The 20,494-nt window shown below is 42.5% G+C and carries 33 protein-coding genes; 31 read left to right on the forward strand and 2 right to left on the reverse strand.

Translation table 11 applies throughout. The features are described 5' to 3' along the window. Positions 1–17 precede the first annotated feature (17 nt). Both MSG34_RS13825 and MSG34_RS13830 read left to right on the forward strand, forming a co-directional pair. Complete coding sequence (locus MSG34_RS13825; RefSeq protein ID WP_248337963.1) at positions 18–398, forward strand: STAS/SEC14 domain-containing protein; 381 nt, start codon at positions 18–20, stop codon at positions 396–398. 227 nt (positions 399–625) lie between these two features. Further along, positions 626–1,027: an NUDIX domain-containing protein gene (locus MSG34_RS13830; RefSeq protein ID WP_048611983.1), complete on the forward strand. Its 402-nt coding sequence runs from the start codon at positions 626–628 to the stop codon at positions 1,025–1,027. A gap of 53 nt (positions 1,028–1,080) precedes the next feature. Here the strand turns inward: MSG34_RS13830 and MSG34_RS13835 are convergent, their stop codons facing one another. Next, on the reverse strand, positions 1,081–1,482 hold the full coding sequence (locus MSG34_RS13835) for a YkgJ family cysteine cluster protein (protein ID WP_017065706.1): 402 nt from the start codon (positions 1,480–1,482) through the stop codon (positions 1,081–1,083). Positions 1,483–1,691: 209 nt separating this feature from the next. Here MSG34_RS13835 and MSG34_RS13840 point away from each other — a divergent pair, with 209 nt between their 5' ends. The 4 genes from MSG34_RS13840 to MSG34_RS13855 all read left to right on the forward strand — a co-directional run bounded on the left by MSG34_RS13840 (position 1,692) and on the right by MSG34_RS13855 (position 3,722). Then, on the forward strand, positions 1,692–1,853 hold the full coding sequence (locus MSG34_RS13840) for a hypothetical protein (RefSeq protein WP_017059212.1): 162 nt from the start codon (positions 1,692–1,694) through the stop codon (positions 1,851–1,853). Further along, positions 1,853–2,551 (forward strand): pseudouridine synthase, encoded by a 699-nt coding sequence (locus MSG34_RS13845; RefSeq protein WP_248337965.1) that lies wholly within the window; start codon positions 1,853–1,855, stop codon positions 2,549–2,551. The genes MSG34_RS13840 and MSG34_RS13845 overlap by 1 nt, the downstream gene beginning before the upstream one ends. A 91-nt stretch (positions 2,552–2,642) precedes the next feature. After that, on the forward strand, positions 2,643–3,017 hold the full coding sequence (locus MSG34_RS13850; protein ID WP_248337967.1) for a VOC family protein: 375 nt from the start codon (positions 2,643–2,645) through the stop codon (positions 3,015–3,017). A gap of 96 nt (positions 3,018–3,113) precedes the next feature. Then, positions 3,114–3,722 (forward strand): sugar O-acetyltransferase, encoded by a 609-nt coding sequence (locus tag MSG34_RS13855; RefSeq protein ID WP_248337969.1) that lies wholly within the window; start codon positions 3,114–3,116, stop codon positions 3,720–3,722. 148 nt (positions 3,723–3,870) lie between these two features. Here MSG34_RS13855 and MSG34_RS13860 read toward each other — a convergent pair whose 3' ends face one another. Further along, positions 3,871–4,383 carry a hypothetical protein gene (locus MSG34_RS13860; RefSeq protein ID WP_248337970.1) on the reverse strand — a complete coding sequence of 171 codons (513 nt, stop codon included), beginning with the start codon at positions 4,381–4,383 and terminating at the stop codon, positions 3,871–3,873. A gap of 470 nt (positions 4,384–4,853) precedes the next feature. Here MSG34_RS13860 and MSG34_RS13865 point away from each other — a divergent pair, with 470 nt between their 5' ends. The 25 genes from MSG34_RS13865 to MSG34_RS13985 all read left to right on the forward strand — a co-directional run bounded on the left by MSG34_RS13865 (position 4,854) and on the right by MSG34_RS13985 (position 20,418). Continuing rightward, positions 4,854–5,267 carry a GFA family protein gene (locus tag MSG34_RS13865; RefSeq protein WP_248337973.1) on the forward strand — a complete coding sequence of 138 codons (414 nt, stop codon included), beginning with the start codon at positions 4,854–4,856 and terminating at the stop codon, positions 5,265–5,267. A 2-nt stretch (positions 5,268–5,269) separates the two neighbouring features. Next, positions 5,270–5,902, forward strand: a complete 633-nt coding sequence (locus MSG34_RS13870; protein WP_248337975.1) for an RraA family protein — start codon at positions 5,270–5,272, stop codon at positions 5,900–5,902. 111 nt (positions 5,903–6,013) lie between these two features. Continuing rightward, positions 6,014–6,616: a glutathione S-transferase family protein gene (locus tag MSG34_RS13875; RefSeq protein WP_248337977.1), complete on the forward strand. Its 603-nt coding sequence runs from the start codon at positions 6,014–6,016 to the stop codon at positions 6,614–6,616. A gap of 126 nt (positions 6,617–6,742) precedes the next feature. Then, positions 6,743–7,588, forward strand: a complete 846-nt coding sequence (locus MSG34_RS13880; protein WP_193841373.1) for an MBL fold metallo-hydrolase — start codon at positions 6,743–6,745, stop codon at positions 7,586–7,588. Between the two features lie 123 nt (positions 7,589–7,711). Then, positions 7,712–8,053: a hypothetical protein gene (locus tag MSG34_RS13885; RefSeq protein ID WP_017078746.1), complete on the forward strand. Its 342-nt coding sequence runs from the start codon at positions 7,712–7,714 to the stop codon at positions 8,051–8,053. Between the two features lie 112 nt (positions 8,054–8,165). Beyond that, positions 8,166–8,753, forward strand: coding sequence for a cold shock and DUF1294 domain-containing protein (locus MSG34_RS13890; RefSeq protein WP_048611194.1), 588 nt, complete (start codon positions 8,166–8,168; stop codon positions 8,751–8,753). A gap of 245 nt (positions 8,754–8,998) precedes the next feature. Beyond that, the gene (locus tag MSG34_RS13895; protein ID WP_248337979.1) at positions 8,999–9,430 is read left to right on the forward strand and encodes an NUDIX hydrolase; all 432 of its coding nucleotides are present in this window, start codon (positions 8,999–9,001) and stop codon (positions 9,428–9,430) included. 45 nt (positions 9,431–9,475) lie between these two features. Then, positions 9,476–9,814, forward strand: a complete 339-nt coding sequence (locus tag MSG34_RS13900) for an aldehyde-activating protein (RefSeq protein WP_122081503.1) — start codon at positions 9,476–9,478, stop codon at positions 9,812–9,814. 525 nt (positions 9,815–10,339) lie between these two features. Beyond that, entirely contained in the window at positions 10,340–11,215 is an 876-nt protein-coding gene (locus MSG34_RS13905; protein ID WP_248337981.1) for a class I SAM-dependent methyltransferase, read from the forward strand. A 161-nt stretch (positions 11,216–11,376) separates the two neighbouring features. Next, entirely contained in the window at positions 11,377–11,754 is a 378-nt protein-coding gene (locus MSG34_RS13910; RefSeq protein ID WP_248337983.1) for a VOC family protein, read from the forward strand. Positions 11,755–11,796: 42 nt separating this feature from the next. Beyond that, on the forward strand, positions 11,797–12,204 hold the full coding sequence (locus MSG34_RS13915; RefSeq protein ID WP_248337985.1) for a VOC family protein: 408 nt from the start codon (positions 11,797–11,799) through the stop codon (positions 12,202–12,204). Between the two features lie 151 nt (positions 12,205–12,355). Beyond that, on the forward strand, positions 12,356–12,787 hold the full coding sequence (locus MSG34_RS13920) for a DUF2000 domain-containing protein (RefSeq protein ID WP_060981973.1): 432 nt from the start codon (positions 12,356–12,358) through the stop codon (positions 12,785–12,787). An 88-nt stretch (positions 12,788–12,875) separates the two neighbouring features. After that, positions 12,876–13,796 carry an alpha/beta hydrolase gene (locus MSG34_RS13925; RefSeq protein WP_248337987.1) on the forward strand — a complete coding sequence of 307 codons (921 nt, stop codon included), beginning with the start codon at positions 12,876–12,878 and terminating at the stop codon, positions 13,794–13,796. A 101-nt stretch (positions 13,797–13,897) separates the two neighbouring features. Further along, a complete protein-coding gene (locus tag MSG34_RS13930; protein WP_248337989.1) occupies positions 13,898–14,317 on the forward strand; it encodes a GNAT family N-acetyltransferase in 420 nt (139 codons plus the stop codon). 34 nt (positions 14,318–14,351) lie between these two features. Further along, positions 14,352–14,786 (forward strand): GNAT family N-acetyltransferase, encoded by a 435-nt coding sequence (locus tag MSG34_RS13935; protein WP_248337992.1) that lies wholly within the window; start codon positions 14,352–14,354, stop codon positions 14,784–14,786. 89 nt (positions 14,787–14,875) lie between these two features. Continuing rightward, a complete protein-coding gene (locus MSG34_RS13940; protein ID WP_050649971.1) occupies positions 14,876–15,232 on the forward strand; it encodes a hypothetical protein in 357 nt (118 codons plus the stop codon). Between the two features lie 36 nt (positions 15,233–15,268). Then, entirely contained in the window at positions 15,269–15,739 is a 471-nt protein-coding gene (locus MSG34_RS13945; protein WP_248337995.1) for a GNAT family N-acetyltransferase, read from the forward strand. Between the two features lie 88 nt (positions 15,740–15,827). After that, on the forward strand, positions 15,828–16,172 hold the full coding sequence (locus tag MSG34_RS13950; protein ID WP_237290474.1) for a hydroxylase: 345 nt from the start codon (positions 15,828–15,830) through the stop codon (positions 16,170–16,172). Between the two features lie 119 nt (positions 16,173–16,291). Beyond that, positions 16,292–16,708 carry a VOC family protein gene (locus tag MSG34_RS13955; protein WP_009846821.1) on the forward strand — a complete coding sequence of 139 codons (417 nt, stop codon included), beginning with the start codon at positions 16,292–16,294 and terminating at the stop codon, positions 16,706–16,708. Positions 16,709–16,760: 52 nt separating this feature from the next. Beyond that, positions 16,761–17,180 (forward strand): GNAT family N-acetyltransferase, encoded by a 420-nt coding sequence (locus MSG34_RS13960; protein WP_248337997.1) that lies wholly within the window; start codon positions 16,761–16,763, stop codon positions 17,178–17,180. Between the two features lie 89 nt (positions 17,181–17,269). Continuing rightward, positions 17,270–17,677 carry a GNAT family N-acetyltransferase gene (locus tag MSG34_RS13965; protein WP_248337999.1) on the forward strand — a complete coding sequence of 136 codons (408 nt, stop codon included), beginning with the start codon at positions 17,270–17,272 and terminating at the stop codon, positions 17,675–17,677. 67 nt (positions 17,678–17,744) lie between these two features. After that, entirely contained in the window at positions 17,745–18,326 is a 582-nt protein-coding gene (locus MSG34_RS13970; protein ID WP_017104340.1) for an HD domain-containing protein, read from the forward strand. A 121-nt stretch (positions 18,327–18,447) separates the two neighbouring features. Further along, positions 18,448–18,840 carry a hypothetical protein gene (locus MSG34_RS13975; RefSeq protein ID WP_248338001.1) on the forward strand — a complete coding sequence of 131 codons (393 nt, stop codon included), beginning with the start codon at positions 18,448–18,450 and terminating at the stop codon, positions 18,838–18,840. A gap of 175 nt (positions 18,841–19,015) precedes the next feature. Beyond that, positions 19,016–19,273 carry a hypothetical protein gene (locus MSG34_RS13980; protein WP_248338002.1) on the forward strand — a complete coding sequence of 86 codons (258 nt, stop codon included), beginning with the start codon at positions 19,016–19,018 and terminating at the stop codon, positions 19,271–19,273. 140 nt (positions 19,274–19,413) lie between these two features. Continuing rightward, positions 19,414–20,418, forward strand: coding sequence for a S66 peptidase family protein (locus tag MSG34_RS13985; protein WP_248338004.1), 1,005 nt, complete (start codon positions 19,414–19,416; stop codon positions 20,416–20,418). Positions 20,419–20,494: the final 76 nt, after the last annotated feature.

Raw genomic sequence — 20,494 nt, forward strand, 5'->3', positions numbered from 1 at the left:
ACTATGAGGGCTAGGTTATGAGTATCGAACGTCACGGAATATCGGTTGGAATTGAACGTGTTAGCGGTGAAACCATCGTTGTGTTTAAAGCGAAAGGCAAACTCACACACCATGACTATCAAGCAATGATGCCAATTCTAAATACCACGCTAGAAGAACTCGATTCATCTAAACTCAAGATGCTGGTCGACATCTCTACCTTAACGGGTTGGGAGTTACGTGCTGCTTGGGATGATTTCAAACTGGGATTAGAGCTCAATTCGAAGATAGACAAAATCGCGATTTATGGTGATAAAAGCTGGCAAGAATTTGCTTCAAAAGTAGGGAGTTGGTTTGTGTCTGGTGAGATTAAGTCATTCGAAGACCACGACTCTGCGCTTAAGTGGCTAGTCGATTGATAATATTCGCGAACAGCTAACGAACAATCAGTAAACATTGCAATGACAGTTGACGAGCATTGTCTCGAACGCTGTCATTTTTCGTTTTGGTTATGATATTTCCCATTCGATTCAATAGAGTATATTCATTCCAGCGTGTAACATACCCAGGCTTTGTTTGGTCGCGACTAATGGTGTGGCTAGATTCAGTAATAACGAGAACTAAAACAGAAATAAGGTCTAACGACATGCATAAGATAATTGATAAGCTGGCTTGGATATTCATCAAAGACGGCAAGCTGTTGATGGTGAGATCAAAAGGCAAAGAACTGTTCTACCTACCGGGTGGTAAGCGTGAAGCTGGCGAAAGTGATGAGCAAGCACTGGTTCGCGAAATCAAAGAAGAGATCTCAGTTGATTTAGTGCCTGATTCCATCAAATACGTCGAGACGTTTACAGGACAAGCTGATGGCAAAGCGGAAGGCGTATCAGTGCAATTGACTTGTTACCTTGCTGATTATACTGGCGTACTGTCTCCAGATGCCGAAATCGAAGAACTTAAGTTTGTTAACGGCAACGACAGAGCAGTATGTTCATTGGCAGCACTGGTTGCGCTTGATTGGTTAGAAGCGAACCAGTATTTGGCTTAAGGTTTTAGCGGCTATTAGCGAATGCTGAAGATTGATCTTCAAAAGATCATCGCTTACGAATAGCTTGAAGGGCGGCTGTCTTTCATCAATAGGTCGAGTTTCCTTTGAGCTTTCTTCGTGTCTTGTAAATCCACCACCTCAATCATTTCACACTCATCTCGTACCATCTCATTAATTAGGCTTGGGTAGTGTCGGCAATCTTCTGGTCGGTCTAAGTAAATACTACATGTGTACTTGGCTTGAGCCTTGGTGTCTTTCGTCGGAACCAGCTCCAGAAAAGGGCATCGAGTTAAACGTTCGCCAGATTCAGGATCAAACCATATCTCGCTTCCTCGAACATATTCAAAGATGTCTGGGTTGAACAGCTCCCACAAATCGATCTCTTCTTGAGTCGCGGCAAGGTCGCCATCTCCGTATTTGATACAGCATTTTCCGCATTGATTACAATCTTTCATTATCGACTTCATTGGTTGGTGAGCTTTTATCATTTTACCACTGATAGGCGTGGCACGTTGACTTTGTTGTTCATGGTTAAGCCGTTACGGGGAGGGAACATGGAATAGCGGCACTTAAAATCAACTTATCTATGCACCACCACTCCAATCAAAGCTGTAAACAGTGATACAATTTGCGCCTCTCACGTTATTCAAACAAAGGCATCAAAATGAGAACCGTATACACCACCGAAGGCAACATCAACGCAAAGAAACAAAAAGAGGCTTACCCAAAGCTCGCTTTATGTGACAAGTGCGTTGGTGACTATGTGGTTATCGAGCAAGGTGAACGAACTTACAAGCCATGCGCAAAATGTGGTGCCGACGATTAATGCGCATTGATAAATACCTATGTAAAAGCACTGAACTAACCAAGCCTGAAGCAATTGAACGCATCCATAATGGCGAGGTGAACGTAAACAGTGAAACAGTCACCGATGAATCGACTCAGGTTCATGAAAACAACACCATCTTGTTAAATGGCACGCCGCTTAAGTTGCGTGAATTTCGTTACCTTTTAATGCACAAGCCTGCGGGTACTATCTGCTCCAATATCGACGAAGTTTATCCATCACTGTTTAAATACATCGAGATAGACAAAGCATCAGAACTGCACATTGCAGGGCGCTTAGATGCCGACACCACAGGCTTAGTTTTGATTACCGATGATGGGCGATGGTCATTCAACATCACGCTGCCAACCAAGTCATGTAAGAAAGTGTACCGCGTGGCATTGTCACGAGATATCAAAGACGATGTCGCTGATAAGTTTAAAGCGGGCATTCAATTGCAAGGCGAGCAAAAACCGACGCGTCCGGCAGAGCTCGAAGTGATTACCAGTAAAGAAGTGCTGTTGACCATTACAGAAGGTAAGTTTCATCAAGTGAAACGAATGTTTGCTGCAGTAGGGAATCGAGTTGTTGGCCTACACCGTGAACAGATTGGAGATGTGCGTTTAGATGTTGAAGCAGGCCAGTGGCGTTATCTAACCAAAGCCGAAGTCGACTCATTTCAGCAAAACTCTGAATAATAGCTCTGAATAATAGCTCTGAATAAACGCTGTAACCACTTAAAGCGTTAAGCGTGTCAGCACAAGGATATCAACACTATAAGGATGTAGGATGGAAAACCTCAAAGTCTCAGAAATTAAGTCTTTCGTACCCGCGAAAGACTTCGATTTATCCAAGCGTTTTTACCAGTCAATCGGCTTCGATCTGATGTCTGAATTTCACGATATCGCCTATCTACGACACGGCAGTTGTGCCTTCCTTCTGCAAAACTTTTATGAACCTGCGCACTGTCACAATTACATGATGCACTTGCTGGTTGAAGACGTAAAAAGTTGGTATCAACACATCCAAAACTCTAATGTAGTGTCGGAATTTGAAGTTACCGTTTCCGAGGTTGTTGAACAGCCTTGGGGAATGCTTGAGTTTTGTATCACTGACCCAAGTGGTGTGGTGTGGCGTGTGGCTGAAAACATCAGGCCGCGTTAATTCATCCAACTTGCATTAAGGCCAGTGAAAACTTCAAATTATCCATCTGTTTCTTTATTTATGCCGACATAAGGCAATGATCAAATAGGTTCAAACATGGATATAAAGGCTAAAATGCACAGCCAAGACGTTTACTACTGTGACGACGTTGATTTGGTTGCTGAGCAAACTCAATGCTTAGAAGTGCTATACGATTTCAACCATACTCGCCCGAGCGAAGGGGATAAACGACAGCAGATCATGAAGCAGTTGTTCGCCGAAGTCGGTGAGGGCTGCTACATTGAACCACCATTACATGCGAACTGGGGGCGTCACACGCACCTAGGTAACAACGTATACGTTAACTTCAATCTAACTCTGGTCGACGACACAGACGTATTCATTGGCAACAACGTGATGATTGCGCCTAACGTGACCATCGCCACTGGCACACATCCCATCAGCCCAGAACTCAGGCTAAAAGCAGCGCAGTTCAATATCCCCGTTCGTATTGGCAACAACGTATGGCTTGGCGCACACACCGTCGTACTTCCCGGTGTCACCATTGGTGAAAACTCAGTAATCGGCGCAGGCAGCATCGTCACCAAAGACATCCCAGCCAATGTCGTCGCAGTTGGTAACCCATGCCGTGTAGTTCGCGAAATCAACGAACGCGACCGAGAGTATTATCACAAAGATCGCCGCATTCCAGATGAATTGAAATAATCGATTTTTCACATGCCTAAAATTAGCTGTGACATAAGCCATTGTTATGCAATGGCTTGGTTGCATATTGCTTGCCTATCTTAGAAACTACACAGAAATATTCTGGATTTAAGTGCGGAATTTTTTGGTTTAATAGCTGTTAAACACACTATTCAAATTTAGCGATGGACCTAAAAAGCTGTTCTTGAATAGTTATTAGCTCAAGTTTTTTAGTGTTAAAGAACTCATCGTATTTATTGCCAATAATTGCATGCATGTTACCTATGATGTAGTAGATCACTCGAGGAATAGAATCGTTTTTCACTTCACGATCAATTTCCCATTTAGCTATGAGAGTTCCAATTTCAGAGTCTATGGCTTTCAGAATTTCAATATCGGTCTGGAACTGAGATATTACAGTGTCAATTTTTTCGTTGTTATTGTCACATCTATCTGATTTAGCGAGAGCTTCTATTTGAGCGAAAGAAGAAATGATGGACTGAAGGAGTCTTAGGCTTTCTTGGTGCTTTATAAAGCTCAACTTACTGTTTTCAAGTTGTTGCTGTAGTTTGACTGCACTTTTGGCAGTACTGTTTGCTTTAAACGCTGCAACAGCTGATAGTATGGCGGCAATGGCAGCCACGCTTGTTGCGTAAGCTGATAGTTCATCCGATGTAAACATATGAAAGTAATCCAAAAAGTTTAGTTGTTAGATGATAAATATGTTTAATAAGTTGTTCAAGAGAGATTCACAATACTTGGCATTTTCACTACGCGTTGAAGGTGGTATCACGTTCAACACTTAAGCGGCCATCATACCCCTGCAATTCTTCCTGAATAAAAGTAACTATCCATATCTAGTCTTAATAGTTTGTTTAGGTTCACAGTGCTTTTCTTAACCATTTGTTAGAGTAACATTTCAATGAGCATGGAGGTTTTACAATGGGTACTGTAATCGGTTTGGTGATTCTAGCTGCTATAGATTGGTATCTTTTTCGTAAAACAGGGCTTCATATGCATAAATGGGTCTCTAAAAAGTATGCCGTGTATCTGTCGGAGAAGGGAAACAAAAAATGACCTTTCTTATTAAGTCATCGGTATAAAAAGCGTTATCTGCTATTCATTTCACACACTGCAAAGATTGGAGGATTCATGAAAGGTAAAGGAAAGTGCCTATGTGGCTCAGTTGAGTTGGAAGTAGAGTACGCCAGTAATGAATTGGGGGCTTGTCATTGTAGTATGTGTAGGAATTGGTCTGGCGGCCCGATGTTAGTCATTGATTGCTCTGATTCCGTCAAAATATCAGGTGAATCAAATGTAGTGAGATATAAATCATCAGATTGGGCAGAGAGAGGTTTCTGCGGTAAATGTGGTACTCACTTGTTTTACTTTTTGGTGCCAAATAATCAGTACCACCTTCCTGTTGGTTTATTGATGTCTGGGGATGACTACAAGTTAACTCATCAGATATTCATCGATGAAAAGCCCGAATACTACGAAATTAAAAATGAAACGCACAATATGACTGGCGCAGAAGTATTTGCCCACTTTGAAAGTGGAGAGTAAATATGAAGCGAGATTTTTCTAAATTAGCGACAACCGATTACGGAAACATACTAAGTAACGACCACTTTACTAATTTTAGTATTGGTCCTCTTTGGCAGGGAATACCGCGAATTTGTGGAGAAGCGTTTACTGTCCAGTTAACTTCTGGTGATAATTTAATGCTTCATTCAGCCATATACGAAGCACCAGAAGGCTCTATCATTGTAGTGGATGGAGTTGATTGCGAATATGCCGTAGCCGGCGGTAATGTATGCGCAGTCGCGAAGAGTCGAGGTATCAAAGGCTTTATTATTGATGGTGTCATTCGAGATTTGACTGAAATTTCAGACATGAAGTTTCCAGTTTTTGCGAAAGGTGTTCATCCAGTACCGGGAAAGAAAGAGGTTTATTCTGAATTGGGCGCTCCAATCACTTGCGGGGGAGCAAAGGTCTCTACGGGAGATATCATTGTTGCTGATGCAGAAGGTATCGTCGTTATTCCTAAATCCAGAAAAGACGAAGTGTATTTAATGGCTTCACAGAAAGCGAGTAAAGAGGCGTCATTAACACTCGCTGAGTGGGAAATAAACCATCGGGCCAAAATAGCTCAAGCAATAACGTCTGCGAAACGAAAATTTGAGAGTACTTTAAGCTGATTCGCAATGCGCGGCATTTTTAGTTCAAACCAGTTTGGCTTATCGATAAATGCTGGAAGTGCGGTTACGCAGTTTACAACTTAACGCATCAGCATGCTTTGGGGAGGATGTATGCAAGCCTTATTGTATAGCGCACAAGGATCGAACAGTTCCGAAAGGGTCGAGTGGGTGCTTAATTTCAAGCGGATACCTTACGATAGAATCGAGGTTAGCTCTGATGAACTAACGACCACATACCTAGATATAAATCCTTTTGGTTATGTTCCATCACTCTCGGTCGATGGTTCGGTGTTTTCTGAATCAATGGCGATTATTGAGTATCTTGAAGAGCGATTCCCTAACCCCAACTTATTTGGACAAGACCTTGTTGAAAAAACGCACATTCGTAGAGTTTGCGAATACGTAAACTCTAGTATTCATTCCCCTCAAAACAGAACAGTATTAAGGTTCATGCGTCCAGAGCTACATGAGCGTTCAAAGCGGGAGCTTCGTGGGGAATGGATTATGTGCTGTCTAGAAAAGTTAAGTACGTCAATCTGTCGTGAATCAGAGTTTGCAGTAGGCAGTGACTTTAACGTTGCTGATATATTTGTGGCTTCAATCTATAAAAAGGCGTTACAACATGGTTGTGCGAGAAATAATTTCTACGACAAACACTTGATGTATATAAGGTTAAATGAAAGTGTAGCGGTGTCAGAACCACAAACAGCTTAGATGTGAATCATGGCATGTGGTATTTCCAAGAATGTGTACGCCTATGTTTAAGTTAGTCGGTTTTCGGCATTGTTTGTGAGGGATAGACCTTAACAGCACTTGACGTAAATAAATCAAAAGAGAACTATGAAAATAACGACGCTGGTTGATAACTCTCGACTGGATAACAGGACAGACTTAGCTGTTGAGCGCGGGCTATCACTGCATATTGAAACCGAGAAGCTAAAGATCTTGTTCGATATGGGAAGTGGCGATACGTTTTGTCAAAACGCACCGTTACTGGGTATTGATATCAAAGATGTAGACCTCGCCGTTATATCACACAGACATCATGATCATTGTAATGGCACCGCTGATTTTGTTGCTCATAACTCTAAAGCCAAAGTGTTTCTGAAAAATTGCGAACAGAAAAGCTATCACTTCCGGGCTTTTGGTTTCAAAAGTGATGTCGGGATCAATAAGGATTTATTAGAAAACAGCAATGAGCGGTTAGTCTTCGTCAATCGTACGACCGAGATCGCTCCCAATGTCTTTGTTATTACTGATATTAGCGCGAAACACGAACAACCTAAGGGCAATAAATACCTATATACACAGTCGAAGAATCAACGAGAGCGTGACTTATTTGATCATGAATTACTGTTAGTGATTAAAGAGCCGGACGGTTTAGTTATATTTACCGGTTGTGCGCATAGTGGCGTTCTCAATATGGTTGATACAGCCGTTACTTTGTTCCCAGGAGAGAGAATAAAAGCCGTTGTCGGGGGATTCCATCTAGTAGGGTTACCATTGTTTAATAGTATTGGTGGCACAAAGCAAGACATTAGAGAGCTTGGATTGACGTTGTCTCAATATCCCATCGATAAACTTTATACAGGGCACTGCACAGGCAAGAAAGCTTATGGCCTGTTGAAAGAAGTATTAGGCGAGCGTTTGGAAGCAATGCCGACAGGTAGGCGTATTAATGTGTAGCGTAACTTGTTTTCTTCTCCAATACTATCAATCAGTAGTTTGAGTGTTTATACATCTCCTTGGCATATTTGATATGTTATTCGTTGCTATAATTGATTTGTATCCGAGGCTAGGACATGAATCATGAAAAAGTCAGAAGCAATGCAGCGAGCGAGAAGTATCTATGGTATTGACTTTCAAAATCGTAATACTCATTTTTCCAAGATTAACAAGGCTCTACCTGTTTGGTGGTTAGAGGTTTCATTGGACAAAATTGATGATAATAGGGTTAAGCAAATCTATTTTTTACTTGAAGATGGTGTGAATCTACATTTGCTCGATATTCCGACTGATTACTTACGTCAGCATAAGTCTGGTTTCTACATACGGCATGATAAGAATCACATGTGTTTCAAAATAGACATATCATCTTACCAAGAGCTTATGGGCTCTAAAAGAGAGTTAATGAAGCGCTTTAAAGTATAGTCGTCGCAAAGTATTTAAACACTCGGTGTTTTTGGTCTATTAGACCGCTATATGTTAAGAGGCATCGAGTGATGCTACGTTAACCCTTATAAGTCAGAGATTAGGACGTTTTATGATCAAAGGTCAGGTAATAGAGTGGAATGACTCTAAGGGTTACGGTTTCATTTCTTCTGTTGGTGGTGAATTGAAGGTGTTTTTCCATATTTCATCTGTCACAAATCGCGGTTACCGCCCTAAAGTACAAGACAGTGTTACCTTTGAAGTAACGGAAGATAATGAAGGGCGTCTAAAAGCTGAAAGTGTGATAGTTCAAGGTGCTAATGGCTTTCCTTTCACGGTCTTGTTCGGGTTTAGTTTTTTGGTAGCAGCGACCGCATCGGTCATAGTGTTCAATGGTGAGAAACTGCTGATCCCTTTATATATTGTATTGAGCATCTTTACGTATTTTATGTTCGCTTGGGATAAGCAAGCTGCACTGAGCGGGGATTGGAGAACGCCAGAGAAAACACTTTATATGCTTTCTCTTTTAGGTGGTTGGCCAGGAGCGTTATTGGCTCAATTCCAGCTACGACATAAATCAAGAAAGCAGCCTTTCAAATTCATCCTTTGGGTTGCGATTTTGTTAAATGTCTGCGGATTTCTTTGGTTGTTTACGGAACAAGGTAGGAATTTAGCGCTGGGAGTGCTTAACCTCTTTTAGTCATAATTTGGAGTTAGCTAACGGACCAAGGTTAATTGAGTCATCTTACTTTATACATATTCTCGGACCTTCCAGCTTTAGAGCCGCGATACTTTAAAAGGGCTACTATCTGAAACTCGCGCTATGTCTATCTTTTTTTATCCTATAGAGCTTGAGCTTAGACGCTCTAGTGTGAATCGGTTTCATGTTTGTCTAATTATATTTTTCCCGACGCAACACACGTTCCGTGAAACAAGGAGTTTTAAGTGAGTCAGGAAGTAAGAGTAGGTGTCGCTGCGGTTATTCTACGTGAAGGGCGAGTGTTACTTGGAGAACGAATTGGTTCTCACGGGGCTCATACATGGGCAACGCCGGGCGGACATCTTGAATGGGGTGAGAGCATTGAAGAGTGTGCCAAACGCGAAACACTCAAACGCGAAACACTCGAAGAGACTGGCTTGGTTGTTAATGCATTTGAGAAGCTCTCTTTTACCAATGATATTTTTGAGAAAGAGAACAAGCACTATATAACGCTGTTTGTTGTTGCTTCTGACGTTAGCGGCGAACCACAGGTGACAGAGCCGGATAAATGTAAGCAATGGAAATGGTTTAAGCTAGATGAGTTACCTGAGCCGTTGTTTCTTCCTCTGACGAATCTGTTGAGCGATCCAGTCATCCTTGCGAAGCTAGCGCAGTAATGCAAATTGTTAGTTCGTTGCTATGTGAATACAGGGAGTAATCAAATGGAATTAAAGTGTCACTGTGGAAGCGTGAGTTTAGAACTGAGTTCGCTTCCAGATGAAGTCGGGGAGTGTAATTGTTCTATCTGCCGACGTTATGCTGCCGCTTGGGCGTATTTTTCTCCAGAGCAAGTTCAGATCAACTTGAGCGAGAAAACTGAGTTTTATTGCTGGGGCGATAAAGAAGTCGAATTTCATCGTTGTAAGTCATGTGGATGTTTAACGCACTATGTAACGACCGAGAAATGCTCCGCAGATATTTTGGCCGTGAATATGAGAATGGCCGAAAATGAAGTGCTTGCAAGTATCCCAGTTCGTAAGATCAATGGTGCAGCGTACTAAGTCAACTAACAAGGCTCTTTCACAACGCCTTGCAGTATTGAAACAGTAGGTTTGGTCGTATTAAGGAGATGTTCGATGTTCAAGTGTCCTAATTGTGGGGCGGCGGTTTCTATCAAAGAGAAATCAAAGTTGCATCCTTCCAAGCACATGCCATGTAAACAATGCGCTCAAGTATTGAAGCCTTTTACTATTTATTACTACTCACTCTTCTTTGTTGCCCCTTTCTCGTTTTCGATATCAATGGATTATGCTGGGTTTAGCACTTTAGGTGCCATTGTGCTTAGTTTCGTATTGGTTTACGTGTTGTTAGTATGTCAGCCAATAAAGAAAGTCTCGTAATAGGCCTCTAGAATAAAAATAAGATGCTTAACCTTTGGTACTTTGGAGCTAAGTCTGAGTTTATGCATCAAGATTTATGGTTTTAGGTTGCTGTCTTGTTTCCCATGACATAATACAGCGTAAGTTTTTATAGAAGGGGGCTTTATGAGTGATTCGATTTTTAGAAAAGACGGCACTGCCTAGGGTGTGGCAAAGCAGCGATATATCGAAACCTTGGCTAAACCTAATCAGCGCGTGATTAACGACCCTTATGCAAAACTGTTTGTTTTAAGTGCAAGTCTGATCAAACTCATGGGGCATAAGCTTAGCGTTTGGATAACTCAAAAGTTTGCCCCAGGTTTTCATGAGCACTTAATCTCTCGCACCCGCTTCATTGATGATCTTGTCGAAAAGAATGCGGCGAGTGGCTCAGAGCAATACATCATATTAGGGGCTGGGTATGACTTGAGAGCTCATCGCCTTGAACAGCCTTTTTCGTTGAAGGTTTTTGAAGTGGACCAGCCCGAAGTTCAAGTTAGAAAGCGCTCTAAGTTGCCTAAAAATTTGCCTAACGCGAGCAATGTTAGCTATGTCGGCGTAGATTTTAATCGCCAGTCACTCACCGAACAGCTCTTAGCGGCGGGGTTCGATCAATCGAAGCGCACGATCATTACCCTAGAAGGTGTTTCGCAATACATAAGCAAAGACGCGACAGCCTCGACCATTAAAGAGCTGTCTGAGCTTACAAAACATTCGGGTTCTACTTTCTTTATATCGTATGTCGATGAATCGCTAAAAAATGATCCTGAAGCTTGTTTTGGTAAAGGGTATCCCAAGGCGACGAAGCGAGCGGAAACCATTAAAAACTTATCCGCAAAGGTCGGTGAACCTTGGGTATCGTTCTTCAACGCTGAAGAGATCGAAACTTTGTTGTCTGAAAATGGTTTTGCATTAACACAAAACAAGACATTGGCTGATCTGAATGATGAGTACTTTACCCCTGTCGGTAGAAGAATTCCTGAGCATCACATCTTCAAGCTAGAACACTTTGTCGTGGCAGAATCGAATACAACAGCGACCTAAATTGGAGAGCCGATTGAAGCCTGACAACGGTTGGTTACTTTCTTTGTGCTACACGTTGAGCCTATGGCTTTACGTTTTAGTGGGTTGATATGTTTGGTTTTGCTTCAAAGAATAAGGGCGTTGAGATAATCTTTCTGCTCATCGAATCTTAAGGTAAGAATATGATTGACCACGTGACCGTCTCCGTAAGTGACTTAGAAAAAAGCCGCACATTCTATGAAGAGGCGTTTCGCCCACTGGGGTATAAAGTCGCCTTTGGAGAAAAGGGAAAGTTCTGGGCGTTTGATTTAGGAAAAGGCTTTTTATTTGAGATGTGCAGTTCGAACGTAGAGGGGCCTTTAACGAGTTTCCACATTGCCTTTCGGGTCGCCAACCAACAACAAGTCCATGAGTTTTATGATGCTGCGCTGTTGGCCGGAGCTAAAGACAATGGTGCTCCAGGGCCCCGTCCACATTACACCGAAAATTATTACGCATGTTTTATTCATGACCCAGACGGACATAATATTGAAGCTGTTTTTGATAAGTGGATATCCTGAACAGTTTTCCATATTTCTAAGTGCACGTGCAAAGGATAAATCATGACGTTACGAGTAGTTCCGGAGCTTTATTGTTTCGATATTAATGTGAGCAAATCCTTCTTTGTCGATGTGTTAGGGTTTGAAGTGAAATACGAGCGCCCAGATGAGGAGTTTGCTTATCTAACGCTTGATGGTGTTGATGTGATGCTTGAAGGGATTGCGGGCAAAAGTCGAAAATTGCTTTCAGGTGATCTGGCGTTACCTTTAGGGCGTGGCGTAAACTTCCAATGGGATGTTATCGATATCGAACTTCTATATCAGAGAGTTAACGAAAGTGCCGCTGAATCTATTTACTTAGCGTTAGAGTCGAAGTCTTATCAATGTGGTGATTCGAATGCGACTCAGAAGCAGTTCATCGTTCAAACTCCAGACGGTTATCTGTTTAGGTTCTGCCAAGATATTCATTAAGTCATGACCTTGTGGTTGGATACCATATACTGGTCTTTGCTCGGCACTATTGGATGGACTAAACGTATTAACTGAGTACTAAGGTTGCATTGCTCACGCCCCAGTAATGCGTTATACAAATAGTGCGATTAAGAATGAATGAGGATATGTAGTGAGCAATTTACCAGACGAAAGCCAAAAACGATTCATAGCGATTTTGAGCAAAAAGATGGATTTAGGAAGAACATTGAACGTGCTAGGGCACTTGAGCGTTGGCCTATCTAATCGATTAGAAAGTGAAGAGGCTTGCTACGTTGACTATGAAGATTTGGATGGTAATGTTCACCCTAATTTATCTCACTATCCTTTCATCGTGCTGAAAGCAGACAACTCAAATAAGCTTAGAAAAGTGCGCGAAGAAGCCTTCATCCGAGGGATTAAATTTACAGATTTTACGAGCTCAATGATCGAAGGTGGTTCTGTTGAGCAGCAGAAACGAACCAAAGAAACCAAAGAAGAAGACCTTGAGTATCTTGGTGTATGCCTGTTTGGTGACACGGAAATTCTACGTGAGTTTACAAAGAAGTTTAGCCTCTACAAGTAAGTCTTAGCTCACAGATTGTATCTGTATGGATATACATGTGTTTGTGTGGGTGTATTATTCCGCTGATTTTTCAGCATAGAATATAAAAATGACCAAGTATTTAGAGTCTGGCATCAAAGAGCTAGTCGAAGATTTTCAGTTAAATGGTAAACCTTGTCCTTCACAACAATCTCTCGAAGACAGACGAGCGGGCTATATGGGCAGTACCGTTTTGGCGGGTGATAGCCCTCAAGTCGAGCGCGAGTTTCTAGATATAATAAATGGCGTTGAGGTAAAAGTTTATAAACCAACGAGCGAGCCAAATTTACCGATCACTGTATACTTTCACGGTGGCTGTTTTATCAGTGGTGGCTTTAAAACTCATGATATTCAATTGAGACAAATTGCTCTTCAATCGAACTCTATTGTTATCTGCATTAAGTATCGACTCGCGCCAGAACACGCTTACCCAGCGGCACACGACGACGTATACCAAGCTGTACTCGGCATTAAAGAATGCGGGCTGAAGTATGGTGGCAACACAGGCCACTTGGTGTTTGTTGGTGACAGTGCTGGTGGCCAACTAGCTTTGGCTACGACATTGAGACTTAAGAAATTTGATTCGTGGCTACCGCGCCAGCAGATTCTAATCTATCCAATGTTAGACCCTAATGGCCGCTCAAACAGTTACGTGGAAAACGGGTCAGACTATATTATCACCGCGAACATGTTGCTTTCTGGCTTCGAATTATACGCAGGTAGCGAGTCCAATTTATTGCACGAACCGGAACTTAACCTTCTAAATGCAAGCTTTGACGGCCTTCCAACTACAACGATCATTACTGCAGAGTTTGATCCACTGCGTGATGAAGGGGAGCGACTCTACAGATCGATGGCTGAACAAGGTGTTGAAGCGCGATATGAGCCTTATTTGGGTGTAATCCATGGGTTCTTTCAACTCTCTGGTGTAAGTGAGTCAGCAAAGCGTTGTATTGAATCTATTTCAAGCCATATAAAACATTCAAACTAACAGCTGTTTGAATCAGAAATAGCGCTACTGAGCATTGTTGGTTTTCATGAAGTAGATTCGATATGAATGATCCATTTAGTAACAAGACCTCAAGGAATAGCATGGAATATAAAATCGATATCGAGCCCTCCGATGAAGACATTAATGAAGTCAGAGGCGGGTTAATCAAACACAACACACCGTTTCTGGAAGGGATCCCCAAGTCTCAAGTTGCGTACTACGCGATGGAGGAAGGCAACAAAGTCGGTGGCATTATCGCTGACCTTTGGGGGAACTGGTTACTGATTAAGTTTCTCTGGGTCGACGATTCGGTGAGAGGAAAGCAAGTAGGTAGTGAGCTACTTGAGCGTATTGAAGAGTATGCGAAGTCTCAAGGTTGTACGTCGTCATTGGTCGATACATTAAGTTTCCAAGCGAAGCCTTTCTATGAGAAACGAGGGTATGAATGCCAGATGGTGTTAGAAAATCACCCTGTAGATTCCTCGCTATCGTTTCTCACAAAGTCGCTCGTCAAAAAGTAGCGTATTAAGCGCCCGTATATACAAGGAGAGTAGAGTGGTCAACATTCGGGAAATGGCAATTTCAGACTACGACTCAGTGATCGCATTGTGGTCCCAGACAGAAGGCATGAGTATTCGCGATGCCGATTCGAAAGAAAGTATTGGGAGCTATTTAAACCGTAACGCAGGTCTGAGTTTTGTGGCTGAAAATAACAACGAGATCATTGGCGCTGTGTTAGTCGGAACGGATGGGCGTCGAGGGTATTTACAACACTTAGCTGTCTCGGCCAACTTCAGAGGGCAAAAATTAGGTTGTAAGCTTGTCGCAGAGGCGGTCAACGCACTTGCAGGGTTAGGTATCCCTAAAACTCACTTGTTTGTCTATAACGACAATATCAACGCTCAACAGTTTTACGAAAAGTTGGGCTGGTTTCCTCGAGATGAAGTTCGAATGTACTCGTTTAATAGCTCGGATAATAGTAACGTTTAGCCTTAACGGTTCGCGCTGGCTGAGCTTGAATTTGTAACAGACTCGCGCGCATCTTCCCAATATCAAAACAATCCTTGGAGTATTTAGAAATGTTGTTTTCTAGTCTGTCTAAACCATCGGTTCATGGCTCCGAGTTATGTTCTGAACTGCTCAATTTCTTAACTGAGCATAAGAGTGATTTCGAAGAAAAGTTAATCCCTGATCTGTCATACATCGATGATATGGCACATGTGGTGAACGGTATCAAAATCAAAGACGTTCTACACATCAATGCGAATCAATATCGACTTCAATATTCGTTTGATTGGGAGCTGTTTCTAGGTTGTTCAGATAGGAACGAAACTGGTGTAGAGAATGGAAGTGTTCTATTCACGCTTGAGGACGATAACGTTCTTAATATCAACTTCCCAAACTACGGTTCTCGAGACACTAGCGATGAGCTCTAGTCGGTTTTTCGTGCGTGTTATACAGAAGGAACAACAATGATAACTATCGAAAGGCTTGAAGAATCACATGTGGCGTTAGTTCAGGCCATCCAACTCGCCGATGAACAGGTTAAGTTCGCTGGCACAGCTGCGGAGTTTCTATTAGACGGCAGTGAAACGACGTACTTGCACGTGATTAAGTCTGATAACGAAGTTGTTGGTTTCTTTAAGCTGGATATCGCTTACTCAGAGCACTACGAATTCTGCCCAGAAGGAAGCATTGGCTTAAGAGCTTTTGTGCTTGATAAAAACCAGCAAGGTAAAGGTTTAGGAACTGGCACGGTCAAAGCTTTGTTTCCATATTTAAAAGCGAATTACTCAGCGTATGAGTCGATTTACTTAACTGTGAATTGCAAAAATCCGGCAGCATTCAACTGTTATAAGAAAGGCGGCTTCGAAGATACCAGTGAGCAGTATTTAGGTGGCGCAGCAGGCCCGCAATTTATCATGCGCGGTCAAATCGCTTAGTAATATGAAACCGATTAATTTTTTATGAAGCACTCCTGCACAGTTGTATGCAGATTGAGAGTCTTAAAGAACTCGAGAAGGAAATTTGATGAAAGTTCAATATCTTGAAGTGGTTACCCCAGAAGTCGATGTTGTTTGTGCAACATACGCTCAGCTCTACAACGTGAAATTCAGTGGTGCAGATGTGAACCTTGGTGGGGCGCGCACTGCAAAGCTATCTAATGGCGGGGTAATTGGCATTCGAGCACCGCTTCGTGAAACTGAAGAACCAACTGTTCGTCATTATACGCTGGTTGAGGATATTCAGTCTGCAGTCAACGCAGCCGAGAAACTAGGCGCCGAAGTCGCAGTACCACCAATGGAGTTACCACGTCACGGCATGTGTGCCATTGTTATTCAAGGTGGCGTCGAACTCGGATTCTGGGAGTTATAGGTGATGCGTAGCTTTTAGATTGTGAAGGACGAGATACTACGATTTATGATGCGACACCTAGTGTCTTTACCTGCTTCATGGCATTATTCCACGCAGCTAAAACCCCAACAAGGTATGTTATGAAACAGAATATTGTCCACATTGCACTCGTGGTAAAAGACTACGATGAAGCGCTTGATTTCTATGTAAACAAGCTTAAGTTTGATCTCATCGAAGACACGTATCTACCAGAAGAAGATAAGCGCTGGGTTGTTGTTGCTCCACCAAATTCAACCGGTGTGAGCCTATTACTTGCTAGAGCTTCCAAGCCTGAGCAACACGATTTCATCGGCAACCAAGCTGGTGGACGCGTATTCCTATTCTTAAACACCGATGACTTCTGGCGTGATTACGAACGCATGACGTCTTTGGGCATTAACTTTGTCCGAGAGCCTAAAGAGCAAGGTTACGGTACCGTTGCTGTGTTTGAAGATCTTTACGGTAACTTGTGGGATCTGCTTCAGTTAAACCCTGAACACCCTATGGCTAACAGGTAGATAAGCTTAGTCAACAACCCTAATTCTAGTCATACGGATTGGCAGGAGCGACATGGAAGTCACAAGGTATCAACCCAAGTATTTAACCGCTTTACAGGCGCTCTATCTAGAATCAAGACAGGACACCTTTCATTGGGCTGATGCCGACGCTTTCAAGTTATCCGATTTCGATTTAGATACAGAAGGTGAAGAAATATGGGTGGCTGTTTCTGGCGACAAGGTTTTAGGTTTTGCCTCTGTTTGGGAACCTGAAAGTTTCATCCATCACCTCTATGTTTGCCCGCGAACGCTACGTTCTGGGGCTGGTTCTGCTTTACTCAAGACTTGCAAACAACATTACCCTGATCTGACATTGAAGTGTTTGACTGCTAATGAAAACGCCATTGGCTTTTATCAGTCGCAAGGCTTTGTTATCTCATCCACAAAAGGAGAGGGACTAGAGCGTTATCACTTAATGACTTACCAAGTTTAGTAATAATAAGCTAAGTAATAACAACCATGGCAATCACAAGCGATGCAATTACAACAAGGGTCATCAAGTCGGGAGTTTAAACCGAGAATATGGAAATAAAACAGCTTTCAGCGACGGAGGTACTTCCGGTTAGGCATCAAGTGCTTTGGCCTGATAAACCGATGTCGTTTTGTATGGTGCCAGATGACGAACACGCAACGCATTACGGTGCGTTTATTGGTGAGCAGTTGGTTTGTGTCGCGTCTATCTATATCCAAGGCAATGAAGCGAGGCTGAGAAAGTTTGCGACGCTGCCTGAATTCCAAGGGCAGGGAATCGGTTCAAACGTGATTGAACATGCAATCTCGAACCTCAAAGATTTAAACATCCAATATTTTTGGTGCGATGCGCGTACAACGGCTTTAGGTTTTTATCAAAAATTTGGGATGGCTGTCGAAGGCTCTGAATTTGAAAAATCGTGCGTTGCGTATTACAAAATGTCGGTTTATTGGGAGTAACGACCCTTTGTCGCTCTTTTAACCCTCAGCTCGGATAAATCATCAACTTAAGTTAAGGAAGCTCATCGTGGAAGAAATCAAAGGCATTCTGCAATTCATGGTCGAAATTGAACAATTAAAGGATGTTCATCGACAGACAAAACCAGTTGGATTGGACCGATATGAAAACTCGGCCGAGCACAGTTGGCACGTCTGTTTGAGCGCGCTCATGTTGAAAGACTATGCCAATGAAGAAATCGATATTACCCGAGTAATGAAGATGTTGCTGATTCATGACCTTGGGGAAATCGATGCAGGAGACACTATCATCTATGCCAGTGAAACCGAAGAAAACAAGCTCAAAGAGAGAAACTGCGTCGAGCGCTTGCTCAAATCATTGCCGAGCCATTTAAGCACCGAGTACTTGGATCTATGGCTTGAGTTCGAAGCGGGTGAGTCGCCGGAAGCCAGATTTGGTAAGGCGATCGATAGAGTGCCGCCTTTGCTTCATAACATTCATGGTGGTGGTCACAGCTGGAAGAAGCACAACATATCCAAAGACAAAGTCCTGACCTTCAATGGCGAGCGTATTTCTAAAGGCAGTCGTGCTCTATGGAAAGAACTAGAAGTGCAACTTGAAGGTGCTGCGGACAAAGGGCTATTAAAGTAAAAGTTAACCATCTTGCCAAGGAATGGCAAACAAGTTTCACCTAACAACGTTTAAATTAACCCCGGGAATTCATAGTGTTACTTCAGAGTAGCAAGCCCATTGTTGAAGGAATAAAAACCACATGAAAACCACTGCTTTAGCTGTATTGTTACTTGGCGTTTCCGGTTGTGTATTTGCAACCGATAACAATATTGAAGCTATCGATTACCAAGTGTCGGTCACTGTCGAGGATTCTGAATCAAAACTCAACTTTCCAACCTTTAAGTTCCACTCTTTCGGTCAGGAAGTCTCATCTCAAACTGAAGAATGCATTTATTCGGGTGTTCTTTCTAAGCATGAAGCTAACGCTATTCTATTAGAGGCCAAAATGTCATGCGATTATGAAGATGGTGAGTCTAGCGGTGATATGCCGTTTTTTACTCTTGATAAAGAGGGGGGAGAAGCAAGTATCGAGTTTGAAGAAGATGGCGTAAACCTGTGGAAATACACGGTTCTAATTAAAGCGCTTAACTAAATTTTTCTGCTATCGAACACCCGCAATGCCAATTAAAGTAGATTCAAGATACATGGCACTTACCTTGTGTCTCATTTCTTTCTAATAAAACTCTAGTGGACAACAATAAGTTAGAGAACCGAGTGATAAGTTGTTAGTATGTATCAACTTTATAAATGTTAGTTGGCTTATGTAAATGCTTGATAATGCGTATATTAGACACCCTTATCACTGTGAGCAGTGCAACGCACTTACCCCGCACCTTGCTGTTAACGCTTCCGATACTGAATCTAAAGCGGACGCTGAATCTGAAAAGAAACAATGGAAGTTAGGCGTGTTGATGGAGTACCTGATGACGTTATTGTTTAGAGGTGACCATAATGTTCCCGGTTTTTATGTCGACAGTGATTACGAATACCAGTGTGAGAAATGTGGAACTAAATCGTGGCATTGATTGGGGATGAAAATTAGATTCAACCTTAATTTTTTGAGCTCTAATCCCGAAATCAACTCGCTTAAAGAACTCGTTTGTTTTACGAATTAGTGAGTTTCAATCAGGCGTATTATTCCTATTTTGTTATGGGGGACAAACGAGTGATATACCCAAAAGCTTTAAATATCGGTGACAAAATCGGATTTTTCTCACCGTCATCGCCCGCAACGGTCTTTGCACCTAATCGATTTTCTCGTGCCAAATGTTATTTGGAAAAGCAGGGCTTCATTCTAGTTGAAGGTTCGTTAACTGGAGAGTCAGAAGGGTATCGTTCTGGTTCCATTCAAGCACGAGCTGAAGAACTCAATCAGCTCATTCGAGATCCTAACGTGCGCTGCATTATGTCTACCATTGGTGGTAACAACAGCAACTCACTGTTGCCATACATCGATTATGACGCCCTTAGAAACGACCCTAAGATCATCATCGGCTATTCAGATGCCACAGCATTACTGTTAGGCATCTACGCCAAAACTGGATTGGTGACTTTCTATGGTCCGGCACTCGTCGCGTCATTTGGTGAGTTCCCGCCGTTAGTCGACGAAACCTTCCAATCATTTACTGACATCTTATGTTCGGATTCAAGCCAACATCAGTACACGATGCCTGAGAGTTGGACGGACATTAAACACGATTGGGAAACTCAAGACTCTTCAAAGCCAGTTTACAATAACGAATGGCACTTCATGGGAAGAGGTCAAGTAAGCGGTCGCGTGATTGGCGGCAACCTGAGTACGATGGCCGGGATTTGGGGCAGCGAATACATGCCAGAAATTCAGCCTGGCGATATTCTGCTTATTGAAGATTCACTAAAAGGCATTGAAGCGGTCGAGCGTTCATTCGCGCACTTATTGGCTTGTGGAGTATTCGATAAAGTAGGCGCTATTGTACTCGGCAAACATGAGCTGTTTGATGACAAAGGGACAGGGCGGACCCCACTCGATGTACTTTTTGAAGTGCTGAACGGTAAAAATGTCCCGATCCTGTATGGCTTCGACAGTTGCCACACTCATCCTATGCTAGTCACGCCACTAGGTGTGCAAGGTACCATCGATTTTGATGACGAGACATTCAAGTTACAAAGCCAATGGTTAGCGTTGAGTTAACCTAAACTGATGATAATAAGACGCATTGGAAAAGTGATCCTCTCTGCAAACTGAGAATGGAAACGCGTCTATACTG

It is taken from the genome of Vibrio sp. 1CM2L (assembly GCF_023161695.1).
Lineage (GTDB): Bacteria > Pseudomonadota > Gammaproteobacteria > Enterobacterales > Vibrionaceae > Vibrio > Vibrio coralliirubri.

What these genes read in the sequence shown, in the direction of transcription:
- MSG34_RS13825 (WP_248337963.1), top strand. Translation starts at nt 18, where the DNA reads ATGAGTATCGAACGTCACGGAATATCGGTTGGAATTGAACGTGTTAGC.
- MSG34_RS13830 (WP_048611983.1), top strand. Translation starts at nt 626, where the DNA reads ATGCATAAGATAATTGATAAGCTGGCTTGGATATTCATCAAAGACGGC.
- MSG34_RS13835 (WP_017065706.1), bottom strand. Translation starts at nt 1,482, where the DNA reads ATGAAAGATTGTAATCAATGCGGAAAATGCTGTATCAAATACGGAGAT.
- MSG34_RS13840 (WP_017059212.1), top strand. Translation starts at nt 1,692, where the DNA reads ATGAGAACCGTATACACCACCGAAGGCAACATCAACGCAAAGAAACAA.
- MSG34_RS13845 (WP_248337965.1), top strand. Translation starts at nt 1,853, where the DNA reads ATGCGCATTGATAAATACCTATGTAAAAGCACTGAACTAACCAAGCCT.
- MSG34_RS13850 (WP_248337967.1), top strand. Translation starts at nt 2,643, where the DNA reads ATGGAAAACCTCAAAGTCTCAGAAATTAAGTCTTTCGTACCCGCGAAA.
- MSG34_RS13855 (WP_248337969.1), top strand. Translation starts at nt 3,114, where the DNA reads ATGGATATAAAGGCTAAAATGCACAGCCAAGACGTTTACTACTGTGAC.
- MSG34_RS13860 (WP_248337970.1), bottom strand. Translation starts at nt 4,383, where the DNA reads ATGTTTACATCGGATGAACTATCAGCTTACGCAACAAGCGTGGCTGCC.
- MSG34_RS13865 (WP_248337973.1), top strand. Translation starts at nt 4,854, where the DNA reads ATGAAAGGTAAAGGAAAGTGCCTATGTGGCTCAGTTGAGTTGGAAGTA.
- MSG34_RS13870 (WP_248337975.1), top strand. Translation starts at nt 5,270, where the DNA reads ATGAAGCGAGATTTTTCTAAATTAGCGACAACCGATTACGGAAACATA.
- MSG34_RS13875 (WP_248337977.1), top strand. Translation starts at nt 6,014, where the DNA reads ATGCAAGCCTTATTGTATAGCGCACAAGGATCGAACAGTTCCGAAAGG.
- MSG34_RS13880 (WP_193841373.1), top strand. Translation starts at nt 6,743, where the DNA reads ATGAAAATAACGACGCTGGTTGATAACTCTCGACTGGATAACAGGACA.
- MSG34_RS13885 (WP_017078746.1), top strand. Translation starts at nt 7,712, where the DNA reads ATGAAAAAGTCAGAAGCAATGCAGCGAGCGAGAAGTATCTATGGTATT.
- MSG34_RS13890 (WP_048611194.1), top strand. Translation starts at nt 8,166, where the DNA reads ATGATCAAAGGTCAGGTAATAGAGTGGAATGACTCTAAGGGTTACGGT.
- MSG34_RS13900 (WP_122081503.1), top strand. Translation starts at nt 9,476, where the DNA reads ATGGAATTAAAGTGTCACTGTGGAAGCGTGAGTTTAGAACTGAGTTCG.
- MSG34_RS13910 (WP_248337983.1), top strand. Translation starts at nt 11,377, where the DNA reads ATGATTGACCACGTGACCGTCTCCGTAAGTGACTTAGAAAAAAGCCGC.
- MSG34_RS13915 (WP_248337985.1), top strand. Translation starts at nt 11,797, where the DNA reads ATGACGTTACGAGTAGTTCCGGAGCTTTATTGTTTCGATATTAATGTG.
- MSG34_RS13925 (WP_248337987.1), top strand. Translation starts at nt 12,876, where the DNA reads ATGACCAAGTATTTAGAGTCTGGCATCAAAGAGCTAGTCGAAGATTTT.
- MSG34_RS13930 (WP_248337989.1), top strand. Translation starts at nt 13,898, where the DNA reads ATGGAATATAAAATCGATATCGAGCCCTCCGATGAAGACATTAATGAA.
- MSG34_RS13940 (WP_050649971.1), top strand. Translation starts at nt 14,876, where the DNA reads ATGTTGTTTTCTAGTCTGTCTAAACCATCGGTTCATGGCTCCGAGTTA.
- MSG34_RS13945 (WP_248337995.1), top strand. Translation starts at nt 15,269, where the DNA reads ATGATAACTATCGAAAGGCTTGAAGAATCACATGTGGCGTTAGTTCAG.
- MSG34_RS13950 (WP_237290474.1), top strand. Translation starts at nt 15,828, where the DNA reads ATGAAAGTTCAATATCTTGAAGTGGTTACCCCAGAAGTCGATGTTGTT.
- MSG34_RS13955 (WP_009846821.1), top strand. Translation starts at nt 16,292, where the DNA reads ATGAAACAGAATATTGTCCACATTGCACTCGTGGTAAAAGACTACGAT.
- MSG34_RS13960 (WP_248337997.1), top strand. Translation starts at nt 16,761, where the DNA reads ATGGAAGTCACAAGGTATCAACCCAAGTATTTAACCGCTTTACAGGCG.
- MSG34_RS13965 (WP_248337999.1), top strand. Translation starts at nt 17,270, where the DNA reads ATGGAAATAAAACAGCTTTCAGCGACGGAGGTACTTCCGGTTAGGCAT.
- MSG34_RS13975 (WP_248338001.1), top strand. Translation starts at nt 18,448, where the DNA reads ATGAAAACCACTGCTTTAGCTGTATTGTTACTTGGCGTTTCCGGTTGT.
- MSG34_RS13980 (WP_248338002.1), top strand. Translation starts at nt 19,016, where the DNA reads ATGCTTGATAATGCGTATATTAGACACCCTTATCACTGTGAGCAGTGC.